This window comes from Mesotoga sp. (assembly GCF_035363035.1).
Taxonomy (GTDB): Bacteria; Thermotogota; Thermotogae; order Petrotogales; family Kosmotogaceae; genus Mesotoga.
This window is the reverse complement of sequence record NZ_DAOSEH010000001.1, coordinates 17,841-30,260: the sequence shown is the minus strand read 5'-3', so window position 1 is coordinate 30,260 and position 12,420 is coordinate 17,841. Positions and strand designations below refer to the sequence as shown.

Genomic DNA, 12,420 nt, shown 5'->3' with positions numbered 1-12,420 from the left:
GCTCTGGAACTAGATCCTTCTTACTTCGTACTCCTGGAGGCTGTGAGTTTCTCCGCCGATCTTCAACCTTATACTGTGCGGGTAAGGGTTCAAGATAACCCTGTAAGACTTCATACTCAACAGCCTGGCTGAACCTTCGGCTTTTCTTTCAATCGAAGCCTCGAGGAAGAGTTTTTTTATCAATTCGACGTCCGGGATAGTACTCACGTAGCAGCAGTTCCCCTTCACCGTTACGGCAGGTTTCCCCCTGAAAGGTCCGTCTATGAACCTGGCTACTGGTTGGCAGTCATCGAGCGTTTCGATCTCCTCGGCCACGAAGCCACAATCACAGACACTCTTGCCGGACGAGACTTTGAGCGGGCCTTCGAATCCTCCGAAATCGACAACGCGAATTCCTGTCAGAAGCTGAAAATCGTCGGCCTTCTGCATCCGGATGTTGTTGTTTTTATCCTTCTGGGCCGTCATGGCGGTGATGAATATCTTCCCTTCGAAGTTCAACAGCTCCCTGACGAAGTCCTCCTCGATCTTGAAGGCCGAAGGGACGGCGACGAAGGAGTAACCCTGCGGCGACTCGCCTGGAAAGAGAAAATCGATGTTGTAGCCGAAGCTCCTGAAGGCTTTGTAAATTGGCAGTATCGAGTCGAACAGCAACCTGAATTTGCCGTTTAGGTTGTCGGTCTCACCTATCCAGAAATTCTCGTAGTCTATATAGATCGCGGCCTCTTTTTCCGGGTCCTCAATCTTCCAGTTTCGCAACTCCTCGATAGTTTCCGCGAAGACTCTGGCCCTCTCCGTCATCGTTCCGTCGTAATTCAAAAGACCGCTGTGAAACTGTTCGGCCCCGAACGGGAGCTGTCTGTACCTGAAAACAAGAGAACCGAAGGCTCCGTGTGCGACGGACTGCTTGATCCAGAAGGCCAGCTGTCCGGAAGGGTAGGTGTTGTTTACAGGACGCCAGTTGACCCTTCCCGGTTGTTGTTCCATCACCAGAAAGGGAGCCTTCTTCAGAGATCTCATCAGATCGTGGTTAAGGGCCTGCAGATCGGGATCGTACTCCCCGGCCACGTAGTTGTCCCAGGATACGAAATCGATCCTTTTGGCGAGTTTTCTATAATCGATATCGGTGAAATTGACCATGAGATTGTGGGTCAGCGGGGCTTTACTGTTCTTCTTGATTATCTCTTTATGAATGTCATGATATTCGATTACCGAATCGGAAGAGAAGCGTCTATAATCTAATACCATAGAGGGGTTGTATGATACAGGACCGGGTTTGGGAGGGTTTATCTCTTCCCAGTCGCTACAGATGTTGCTCCAGAAAACCATTCCCCACGCCTGGTTGAGATTGTCCAGAGTTCCGTACTTCTCTCTCAACCACTCTCTGAAAGCTCCTGCACAGTTGTTGCAGTAACATAGCGCCGAACCATGACAGCCGTATTCGTTATCGGCCTGCCAGGCGATTATTCTGGGGTCTTTCCCGTAGTGATCTACGTATATGCCTACTATCCTCTCCGTCTCTTCACGGTAACGCGGAGAGTTGAAGCAGTACTGGCGACGGCCAGCGGTGCCGGGCTTTCTTCCATCACCGGCTACCCTCAGTACTTCGGGGTATTTCTTGAGAAGCCACGAAGGCGGAGCTGCCGTCGGAGTGCCCATTATGATCCTTATACCCTCGGAATACAGCGCCTCGATCGCTTCGTCCAGTAGAGTGAAATCGACCTCACCTGGCCGTTTCTCCACCACGCCCCAGGAGAACTCGCCTATTCTCACGACGTTGATACCGAGGTATGCCATTACTCTTGCGTCTTCTTTCCATCTTTCCCGGGACCAGTGTTCCGGGTAATACGCCGCTCCAAACCAGTTCAAACTTCAACACTCCCTTGAAAACCATCCAGGCTTAAGGTACGTTTGTTGTTATTATACAAAAAACCGGACTATACTTTCGTTGATTCATCAGTGAATCGATGGAAAGAGTCACAACGCTGGTCGCTTTTAGCCTGTATGGTTGCCCGATTTAGATCACTGCCCTTTTTCTCCCGGGATATCCATGGCAAAGAGCGCTGCGCCGTAGGCGCCCATTATATCCGGTACTTCGGGGACGGTAATTTTTCTCTTCAACACTCTTTCCATGGAGCGCACAACTCCTGCGTTTCTCGCCACTCCACCGGTGAAGACCAGCGGTTCCGGAGAGCCGAGGCGCACGTACATCGCGGCCACTCTTTTCACAATCGCGTTGAATAAACCGGCCGATATGTCCTCAATCTTCTCTCCTCTACCTATGAGAGACACAACTTCGGATTCTGCGAAAACGGTGCAGACTGAACTGATCGAAAGCTCTCTGGAGGAACGGAGTGCAAGTGAGGCCATCTCTCCAGTATCCAGTTCGAGAACCTTCGCCATGACCTCGAGAAAGCGGCCCGTTCCGGCGGCACATCTGTCGTTCATGGAGAAATCCTCCACGTTCCCTTCTGCGGAAAGCTTTATCACCTTGCTGTCCTGTCCCCCGATGTCAACGACTCCAATGGCCGACGGGAAGAGCCTCGCAACGGCTCTGGCGTGGCAGGAGATCTCTGTTACCGTTTCATCGGCGAAGTCGATCAATTCCCTGCCGTAACCGGTCGCGACTATTCGTGCTATCTCTTCTTTAGATCCGCCGGACTGCGAGAGCAGCTCTTCATAAAGACGCCTGGCCGAAGCCAGAGCGTTAATTCCCGTCCTGATGGTCTTCCAGCGTAGTATCTTTCCCGTCGAATCAGTCAATACTCCGTTGGTGGTTGTGGAACCGGAATCTATACCTAAAAAAACCGATCTTTCACCTCTTTCAATTTCTGATCGTCGGGCCAAGTTCTTCTCCAGCAAGGCTCCCACTCTTGTGGCTATCTGTCCGTGGGAGTTGAGGGGGTAATCGATCTCGGCCCTGTATATCTTCGAATTGGAGGTGTTGCGCGTGAAATCGTAGAAGTCGCAAAACTTCGGTATGGCGTACAGCAGCCCGTCAAGTCCCTCGCACTCGTCCTTCGATTCTTCCGAAAATCTCCCGCACGGCGCCCGCCAGCCAATCAACCTCTGCGCCACATAGAACGCCGGATCTTCTCCGACACGAGTTCTGGATGCGAAGGGCCGGGCACCCAGGCAGGTGTCGTTACGGGTTATAACCCCGCCCGCACTCTCGATTATAGCGTCTATCTCACTCATGTCCACGATTCCACCTGCCAGACCAAAATCCTTTCCTGCCGTTTTGTTTTTGACCCTCGAGCCGGTCGGGTCGTGCTTCAGACCGTTCAGAGCAGAAAGATAGAGTTCCGTTAGGTCGCGGCCTACGAGCGTTGACTCCAGCGATCGAACGTGGTCGATCAGGCCGTTGAAGCGCTCCACTCCAGCCGATAGATTCACGTCGATCCCTTTTTCCTCGAGAAACTCGATCAGGCGAAGGATTTCCGAGGCCATGAATTCTACCGCCCGTTCATCTCTCTTCCATGGGAGACGCATCATGAATACTCCTGCCCTGGAGCTTTCGCTCAGAAGGTCGCCGACCCTGCGCATCGCATCGCACGAATCGGCCACCAGGAGAAGATCGCCCTTATCAAGCTCCATACCGGCTCCGTAAACAATTTTGGCATAGCCGCATAGATTGCAGCCCAGCTCGTGGCAGGACGACGAAGCCGCGCTCAACAACCTCTCGAAGTCTTTACCGGTACCCATAAGGATCTCCAGCGGGATATAGCTGCACGTGTATAGTATCATCTCTTGCCCTCCAGAATCTCGAGAAAGGCCTGAGCACGCGTTCTCAACTGCCCGGCCCCTTCTGAGGTGTGATCGACACAGTCGCCTGTCAGCTCCAGGAAGGGAATCCCTTTAGATTCGAACATCTTCTTGAGATAACTCACATTTCCCGCCGACTGCCTGCATCCCCAGTGGGTGAAGTGAACGATCCCGTCGGCTCGGAAATCATCGGCCAGAAAGGCGCATTGTTTCCACCTGTCTTCGACCCCTCCGCACAGGGGATTAAAGACGAGCTTCTCGGCCAGACTCTCCAGCGGTCTGGAGGGTTCCACCGGATAGAGCCAGTCCCACATCAGTTCGTTGCCGACCACCGTATGCTTCGATTGCGGCGAAAAGATCTTGAACAACTCGTTGTCGTAGTAGGGCGGGATGTGTAGCCAGAGAATCTTCTTCTGCTCAGACCTGTCCGTGATCAGATTCCTTCCGAACTCCTCGGATGCCCTCTTTAGCCTAGCGTCGCCGGCGAGCGTGTGCATCACATAAAGCGAGTTCATGTACTCGTACAGCTCCTGCGGAAGATGAGAGCTTTTCATCTCTTTTCGAACCCGCGTAAGATTTTCCACCGTTTGCCTTTCGATGGCGAGCGTATCACTCAGGAGGTTCATTGGATAAGGCTTTCCAGTAATCTCCTCTATGAGCCCTATCGCCTCCTTGAGCTGTGAATGCACGTACCCAACGGAGCTCTTCATGCGGCCCCGGGGAACGTCGATCAGTATGAAGGGCACCCGGTATTCCCGGGAGATCCTCTTGAAGGTAGGCAGGTTCCCGTCGCAGAAGATCGTGGAGGTCATCACGAATCTAGGAGCCGGAAAGAGCTTCATGATGGAAGCCCCGAGGGAAGCCCTGTGAAAAGTGCAGAGCGAGTCTGGAATACCCGATTCGGCGGCCGAAGATATCGCAAAACCTTCGAGATGCATCGAGGCAAGCATGCCCGATACTCCCTCGGCCGATACCGGATTGATACCCAGAGGCAGAAGAAGTTCCGAAGGGGCGAGCAGGTTGACCCAGGCGGTTTCCCTTCCGGTCAGGGAGTAATAAACCTCTTCGACTGCCAGACTGTTGACGATCCTTAGAAACCGTGCCTTGCGCGAGGGTAAGTAGCGACGTCTGAAGTTCTCGAAAGCGATTCCTAGATTGAGCCACTTTCTGAATTTCATTTCATCGTTTATGTATCGTCTCAAGAACCTTCCGAATCCAACACTCTTCTTCGACATCTGCTCCCCTATCTCTTATATCTACTGGCTTTGGTCTTAGAATTATACTCCAGGAGGATAAAAGTGTTTTTACGATCGCCCGCAGGGAATACAGTACCACGGTCCGCGTTCTTTATACACAATTTGTAAAGTAAAAAATTGACATTTTGTCTATAAATGTGCTAGTATTTTTATCATCGACCTTGAGATAAATACAGCGGATAACTCTGCCGTTTTTGACGCCTATCCGGCGAGGCGGTGGACAAGACAATAGAGGCAAATGGAGGGTGAGGATCGTGAAAAAACGAGTGAGTGTTGTTCTGATTGCACTGATAGCTATTCCAGCTTTTTGCTTCGCGGCCGTTGCCGCACCACAGATCTTTACGTTTGCTGGCCACAACGACGTAATGACACTGGATGTCAGCCAGATGAACGACGAGATGTCTGCCTTGATAATGTATGCGTTGAACGAGGCTCTGATCAGAAACAGCTACAACAACATCGTCCCAGGCCTCGCCGAATCTTACGATGTGTCCGAAGATGGCACAGTCTATACTTTTCATCTCCGCGATGCGAAGTGGTCCGACGGGGTACCGGTGACGGCAAAGGACTTCGAATACTCTTTTCTTAGAACGCTGAGCCCTGAAACCGGATCATCACAGGTTTCCGAATTCGACTCGATCCTGAATGCTAAGGCTTATTACAGCGGCGAGATAACCGATACCTCTCTAGTCGGCATAAAGGCGGTCGATGACAGGACACTGGTTATAACTCTCGCCTACAGCGATCCTTTCTTTATTTCAGAGATGGCCGAGGGTATCAACTTCTACCCGATAAGGAGGGATTACGTCGAGAAATATGGGATGTCCTACGCCTCAAGTGCCCAGACGTTCATAGGTTGCGGTCCTTTCGTGCTCAAAGAATGGGTGCAGGGTGCCAGTATCACCCTCGAAAAGAATCGCCTTTACTGGAACGCCGACAGTGTGAAGCTAGAGAAAGTAGTAGAGTTGATAATTCCCGATGAGAACACCCGGGTTGGTATGTACGATCTGGGAGAGATCGACGCTATTTACTCGATCTCGAAGGTACAGACGATAATGCATCCCGAATACGGCAGCAGAAGCGGCGGTACTCTTCAATATTTGGCATTCAACTGCTCCAACGGGCTGGTAATGAGTAACATGAATTTGCGCAAGGCGCTGAGTTTTGCAATCGACAGAGCTTCGATCGTTGCTGCAATATCCTCTCCGGGGTCGCTCGCCGTCGATCGCATGATTGATCCCAGCATAATGCTTGATGGCAAACCCGTCACGGAAACCTATCCCAATTCTACGGGCGTTCCACCGGACGGAGATGTGGAACAGGCCAAAGCATACCTTCAGAAAGCGCTCGCCGAGATGGGGCTTTCAAAACCGACCGACCTTCCGGCGATAAATTACGTATGCATGGACTCGCCGGTCCACAAACAGTACGCCGAAGCGCTACAGGCTGGTTGGAAGGACTCTTTGGGCGTTAAAGTTGAGATCAAGATACTGCCGGTTCCACAGGCTATCGGGGCGCTTCTCTCCGGTCAGTTCGATATATTCCTGGTCGGACAGTCAACGGGTGTGGATCCCGATACGATATTGAACAATTTCACCATCGGCAACGGCAACAACTACGCCAGGTGGAACAATCAGGAGTATTCCGATCTTATAGCGCAGCAGGGTAACAATCCGAATATCCTGGAAAAGATGCTGCTACTCCAGAAGGCCGAAGCCATCATTCTCGACCAGGCACCGGTTGCTCCACTCTGGACACCCGGTTCGGCGTACCTTCACCGCGAATACGTGAAGGGTCTCCACTATGGAAGACAGACCGGTTCGATCGAGTTCATCTACGCGTACATAGAGCATTGAGATAAGGTTTATTCAATCAGCATTCGATGCAGCCGCTGGAGATCTGTTGTCGGCGGCTGCCTTTTTTAAGTGAAAGAGATTTAGGAGTGAAGCGATGATTAGATACGTCTTTAAAAGGTTCTGGATCTCCTTATTGACGCTATGGCTGCTTGCAACGATAACCTTTTTTCTCCTCAGGGTTCTGCCGGGCAACCCCTTTCAAACCGACCAGATATTGACCGTAGAGATGCAGGAAAGAATGATGAATTACTACGGTCTGAACAGGCCGATTTTCGAGCAGTACTTCACATACATGGGAAATCTGCTTCGGGGGAACATGGGGTACTCACTGAAATACACCAACAGAACGGTCAACAGCATCATAGCAAAGGCCTTTCCGGTTTCGGCAGATCTTGGCCTTAGATCGCTCGCACTAGCTTTACCAATCGGGCTCTTCCTGGGAATCGCCTCGGCGAGGAAACGCGGTAAGGCCGTTGATTATCTGTGCGTGGTGGTTTCGGTTATAGGTGTTTCGATACCGAGCTTCATACTGGGCTCTTTTCTCCAGTTCGTCTTCGCGTTGAAGCTCAAGATTCTGCCTATGGCTCAATGGACTACTGAGATGCACAAGATCCTTCCAACGGTCGCGATTGCTCTTGGATTACTGGCGACGCTCACCAGAATCATGAGGGCCAGCATGCTGGAAGTCACTACTCAAGATTACGTTAAGACAGCCAAGTCGAAGGGTCTGAGCGAGGGAAAGATCGTTTGGAGCCACGAAATCAGGAACGCGCTGATTCCAATACTCACCATGCTTGGGCCGATGGTCGCCAGTGTACTCATGGGGACTTTTGTGATCGAGAAGATCTTCGCGATCCCGGGGCTGGGTTTGCATTTTGTCAACTCGATTACCGGTCTGGATTACACTATGACGATGGGGCTGACCGTCTTCTTCGGGGCCTTCCTGGTTACTGCAAACTTCCTGGTCGATATCGCTTACGGGGTAGTTGACCCGCGTATCAGAATCGCAAAGTGAGGTATCTGCCATGATAAAAGACGCGAATATACCACACGACGAGTTCGAATTCGTCCAAAGAGATGAAGGAAAATCGGAGGCTCTGACCCGTCCCAGTATTTCATTCTGGAAGGACGTCTGGAGAAGACTTCTAAAGAACAAAGTAGCGATGGGCGGACTCATAATCATTCTGACGATAGCGCTTCTCTCGATAATTATTCCAGAGGTGTCGTCGTATTCTTACAGCCAGCAAAATCTTAAAAACATAAACGCTGCACCTTCGCCAGAGCACTGGTTCGGTACCGATTCACTTGGAAGAGATCTGTGGGTTCGGACCTGGGTGGGGGCAAGAGTATCTCTCGCGGTGGGGATCTTCGGTTCGATAATTCCAAGTCTCATAGGAATAGTGATAGGGGGCATATCGGGTTACTTCGGCGGCAAGGTGGATATGATAATAATGAGACTCATTGACATAATTATCTGTATTCCTCAGATGATCTATGTGATCCTGATTATGCTGGTGATCGGCTCCGGTCCCGTCCCACTCATACTGGCCTTCGCGATAACCGGCTGGATGGGTTCGGCCCGCAACGTTCGCGGTCTCATCCTGAAGATCAAGGAAGAGGAGTTCGTGCTGGCTTCGCGTATACTTGGCGCCTCGCACGGCTACATCATTTTCAAGCACCTCGTCCCGAACACACTGGGGATCGTCGTCGTGAGCATGACGCTGGGCGTTCCTGCGGCCATCTTCCAGGAGGCCTATCTCAGTTTCATAGGGCTGGGAATAAAACCTCCTATACCCAGCTGGGGACAGCTGGCGAATCTTGGCGTTTCTGTCTTCAGGATCTATCCGTCACAGCTTCTCATACCGGCGATCATGATTTCCCTGACGATGCTTTCCTTCAACCTTTTCGGAGACGGCCTCAGGGATGCGCTCGATCCGAAATTGCGTCGATGAAGGGGGATTTTGCGATGTCCGATAAGATACTGGAAGTCAACGATCTGGAATACTCCTTCGATACCTACGCCGGTGAAGTCCACGCTATTAGGGGCGTATCCTTCTACGTGAACAAGAGTGAATCGCTTGCGATAGTTGGAGAGTCCGGCTGTGGAAAGAGCGTCACGGTACAATCGATCATGAAGCTTGTCCCGACACCTCCAGGAAGGTTCAAGGCAGGCAAGATAATCTATTGCGGCAACGATATTACCGATTACGGCGACAGGCAGATGGAGAAGTTGAGGGGGAAGGAGATGTCGATGATTTTCCAGGACCCCATGACCAGCCTTAACCCTACCATGCGGATCGGGAGACAGATATGTGAGGGGATAATGAAGCACGAGAAAATCTCTGCTGCCGAAGCGATGAAGAGGAGCGTAAAGCTACTGAAAGAGGTCGGCATACACGACCCAGAGAAGAACGTCATGCGCTATCCTCACATGTTTTCGGGGGGAATGAGACAGAGAGCCATGATAGCGATCGCACTGGCCTGCAATCCAAAGATACTCTTCGCCGACGAGCCGACCACATCTCTGGACGTCACCACGCAGGCACAGATTCTGGAAATGATGAACCATCTAAAACGGGAGTTGAAAATGGCCATAGTTCTTATCACTCACAACCTCGGAATAGTTGCCAGATTCGCCGAGCGTATTTCGGTAATGTACGCCGGAAAGATCATCGAAAGCGGAACGACGGATGACATCTTTTACTCTCCGCGTCACCCGTACACGTGGGGGCTTTTGAGCAGCGTTCCCGCCGTAGGGAAGAAGAGAACGGAAAAGCTTTCGACGATCAAAGGGACTCCTCCGGATCTCTTCATGCCGCCTATCGGCTGCGGCTTCTACGATCGCTGTGACTATCGTATGAAAGTCTGTAAGGAGAACGACCCGCCGTCCAGGGAGATCGGGGATAGCCATTGGGCTTCCTGTTGGCTTCTGGATGCCAGGGCTCCGGGCGTGAAACCGTACGTGGTGAAGAGGCACTCCGGAGAGAGTTCCTGCAAGGATGTGATGTGAGATGTATCAAACTATTCTCGAAGTCAAGAACCTTAAAAAATACTTTTATATATCCAAGAGCCAGGTTCTAAAGGCCGTCGATAACGTAAACTTCTCTATAGAACGGGGAAAGATACTTGGAATGGTTGGCGAGTCCGGCTGCGGAAAGACCACCGTGGGAAGGACTATCATGCATCTTTACAGGCCCGACGAGGGGGAAGTTCTCTTCAACGGGATCGATGTCCACCAGCTGAACAACAAAAAATATCGGCAGATCACGAAAAAAATGCAGATGATCTTTCAGGATCCCTACGCTTCGCTCGACCCGAGAAAGACCGTCGGCTCAATAATCGGTGAGGGCATCGATATTCACAGACTGTGCCGTACCAGATCGGAACGCATGGAACGGATATACCAGATGCTGGAGATGGTCGGTCTCAATCGCGAGCATGCCAACCGCTTCCCACACGAGTTCAGCGGCGGGCAGCGCCAGCGCATCGGGATCGCGCGGGCACTGGCGGTAGGGCCGGAGTTCCTGGTATGCGACGAGGCGATTTCGGCGCTTGACGTTTCGATACAGGCCCAGATCATAAATCTTCTGATAGATCTCCAGAAGAAGCTGGATTTGACGTACCTGTTCATAGCTCACGATTTAAGTATAATCAGATACATCTCCGACGATACAATCGTTATGTATCTGGGTACACTTGTTGAGAAGGCCGAGACCGAAGAACTCTTTTTGAATCCTCTGCACCCCTATACGATCGGATTGCTTGAGGCCGTTCCGATAGCCGATCCCGAATACGAGAAGAGCCACAAACACGATCTGCTTTCGGGAGAGGTTCCCAGTCCGATAAACCCCGCCCCAGGCTGTCGTTTCGCATCGCGATGCAAGTTCGCGAAGGAAATCTGCAAAAGGGAGAGGCCATTCTTAATATACGCAGGCAACGGCCACATGGTAGCCTGCCACATGGTCCACAGCGATAGCTGGTGAGGGAGTAGGAGAAGTGGTGGAAGAACCAAGGACGGCTCCTTCCGCTATTCTCGGAGGACGGTGGACGGAGAATTGTTCTTCTCGGTCTTTCCAAGAACGACGCCTGACGCTCTCATTGGAAGACAGCCCTTCTCAATTACGATTAAAAAGGAGGCTTTGCTTTGCTTGAACTTGAAGTAGATAATCTGAAGAGAGTTATAGGAAAGGCTCTGTCCTCGGGAGGTGACTTCGCCGAGATCTTCCTGGAGGATAAGGACGAATTGAATATAAAATGCTCTGGTGGGACGATAAGCGGAGTCACTACGGTGCGGATCAAAGGGGCCGGAATATACGTGTTGTATGGCCGCAACAGTGTGTACGTATATACCAACAATCTTAGTTTGCAGAGCCTCACAGGTTGCGCCGAAAGGGCAGGCGAGCTTTTGGGCGCTTTAAGAAGGCGATCTGGCGATATGGACGGCAAAAAGCTTTCTATGCAAAAGACCGTAAATCCGAACAGATTCGAGATCTATCCCTCTTCGGTGGACCTCAGGGAGAAGATCAGGGTCGTGCGCGAGACGGATCTTGCCGCCAGAAACGCCGGAGAAACCATCAGGCAGCTCAATGTCGATTATTTCGACACAGATCAGAAGGTCGTGATATTCAACAGCGAGGGACTAAATGCCGAAGACAGGCGAATAACGAGCAGACTGAGACTCCAGGCTACAGTAGAGGCCGAAAGGCTTTTCAAGTACGAATGGGGTGATTACACACGTCCGCAGGGCTTCGAAGCCTTCAGGACAAAAAACGATTATACCTCCTTCGCCAGGGAATTCATAAGAGATATGGCCGCAGATCTAAAGGCCGTGCCGGTAAAATCGTGCAATGTGCCGGTCGTCTTCGAGGCCGGCTCTTGCGGTACATTCTGGCACGAGACCTGCGGCCACCAGCTGGAGGCCTCGGCCGTCTCGAGAAACGCGAGCGACTTCGCCGGTAAAATAGGGCTAGCCGTCGCTTCAGAGAAGGTTACTTTGATCGATGACGGAACGCTTCCAGGTCTTTACGGTTCGGCTGCCATCGACGACGAGGGCTTCCCGACACGCAAGAACGTCCTCATTGAAAACGGAATTCTGAGGAGCTACCTGTGCGACAGGCTGTGCGGTAGAAAACTGGGAATCCCTTCTACGGCAAGCGGGAGGAGGCAGGGATACATGTACGCTCCGGTACCCCGCATGAGCAACACTTATCTGGCCGCCGGCAACGACGACGATGAAGAGATGATTCGTTCTGTTGATAGGGGTCTCTTCGTGAAGAAGCTTGGAGGCGGCACGGGTGGCAGGGAGTTCTCGATTGCAGTCAGTGAAGGTTACTGGATAGAGAATGGCAGGATCTCCCACAGACTCAGGAGCGGTTTCATCCTCAACGGGAGGGGCATAGACATGATTAAGAGGGTCGATATGGTCGGGAGAAAGCTTCAAAACGAAGGCGGCAGTTTCTGCGGAGCCGATTCGGGGTTGTGTACTGTCACCAGTTTCCAGCCCAGAATGAGGATATCGCGTATGTCAGTCGGCGGGGAGGATTGAT

General features: G+C 51.8%; 9 protein-coding genes. 6 read left to right on the top strand and 3 right to left on the bottom strand.

What is annotated here, in order from left to right:
• Window positions 1-9: 9 nt before the first annotated feature.
• The 3 genes from PKX57_RS00165 to PKX57_RS00155 form a co-directional block, all read right to left on the bottom strand.
• Entirely contained in the window at window positions 10-1,866 is a 1,857-nt protein-coding gene (locus tag PKX57_RS00165; protein WP_214049953.1) for a beta-galactosidase, read from the bottom strand.
• 153 nt (window positions 1,867-2,019) lie between these two features.
• Window positions 2,020-3,744 (bottom strand): acyl-CoA dehydratase activase, encoded by a 1,725-nt coding sequence (locus PKX57_RS00160; protein WP_214049954.1) that lies wholly within the window; start codon window positions 3,742-3,744, stop codon window positions 2,020-2,022.
• Window positions 3,741-4,997, bottom strand: coding sequence for a 2-hydroxyacyl-CoA dehydratase (locus PKX57_RS00155; RefSeq protein ID WP_213921241.1), 1,257 nt, complete (start codon window positions 4,995-4,997; stop codon window positions 3,741-3,743). Before PKX57_RS00155 ends, PKX57_RS00160 begins: the two co-directional genes overlap by 4 nt.
• A 275-nt stretch (window positions 4,998-5,272) precedes the next feature.
• On the opposite strand from PKX57_RS00155, the gene PKX57_RS00150 reads away from it, so the two are divergent.
• From PKX57_RS00150 to PKX57_RS00125, 6 genes are all read left to right on the top strand, one after another.
• Window positions 5,273-6,874, top strand: a complete 1,602-nt coding sequence (locus PKX57_RS00150; protein WP_472411929.1) for a peptide ABC transporter substrate-binding protein — start codon at window positions 5,273-5,275, stop codon at window positions 6,872-6,874.
• Between the two features lie 94 nt (window positions 6,875-6,968).
• Window positions 6,969-7,889, top strand: coding sequence for an ABC transporter permease (locus PKX57_RS00145; protein ID WP_472415738.1), 921 nt, complete (start codon window positions 6,969-6,971; stop codon window positions 7,887-7,889).
• Window positions 7,890-7,899: 10 nt separating this feature from the next.
• Entirely contained in the window at window positions 7,900-8,826 is a 927-nt protein-coding gene (locus tag PKX57_RS00140; protein ID WP_213921238.1) for an ABC transporter permease subunit, read from the top strand.
• 14 nt (window positions 8,827-8,840) lie between these two features.
• Window positions 8,841-9,884 (top strand): oligopeptide/dipeptide ABC transporter ATP-binding protein, encoded by a 1,044-nt coding sequence (locus tag PKX57_RS00135; protein WP_214047594.1) that lies wholly within the window; start codon window positions 8,841-8,843, stop codon window positions 9,882-9,884.
• A 1-nt stretch (window position 9,885) separates the two neighbouring features.
• Entirely contained in the window at window positions 9,886-10,857 is a 972-nt protein-coding gene (locus tag PKX57_RS00130; RefSeq protein WP_213921236.1) for an oligopeptide/dipeptide ABC transporter ATP-binding protein, read from the top strand.
• Window positions 10,858-11,018: 161 nt separating this feature from the next.
• A complete protein-coding gene (locus PKX57_RS00125) occupies window positions 11,019-12,419 on the top strand; it encodes a metallopeptidase TldD-related protein (RefSeq protein ID WP_213921235.1) in 1,401 nt (466 codons plus the stop codon).
• Window position 12,420: the final 1 nt, after the last annotated feature.

Bases quoted from the DNA above. Each gene is read 5' to 3' on its own strand.
- PKX57_RS00140 (WP_213921238.1), top strand. From the start codon at position 7,900: ATGATAAAAGACGCGAATATACCACACGACGAGTTCGAATTCGTCCAA.
- PKX57_RS00155 (WP_213921241.1), bottom strand. From the start codon at position 4,997: ATGTCGAAGAAGAGTGTTGGATTCGGAAGGTTCTTGAGACGATACATA.
- PKX57_RS00160 (WP_214049954.1), bottom strand. From the start codon at position 3,744: ATGATACTATACACGTGCAGCTATATCCCGCTGGAGATCCTTATGGGT.
- PKX57_RS00145 (WP_472415738.1), top strand. From the start codon at position 6,969: ATGATTAGATACGTCTTTAAAAGGTTCTGGATCTCCTTATTGACGCTA.
- PKX57_RS00135 (WP_214047594.1), top strand. From the start codon at position 8,841: ATGTCCGATAAGATACTGGAAGTCAACGATCTGGAATACTCCTTCGAT.
- PKX57_RS00130 (WP_213921236.1), top strand. From the start codon at position 9,886: ATGTATCAAACTATTCTCGAAGTCAAGAACCTTAAAAAATACTTTTAT.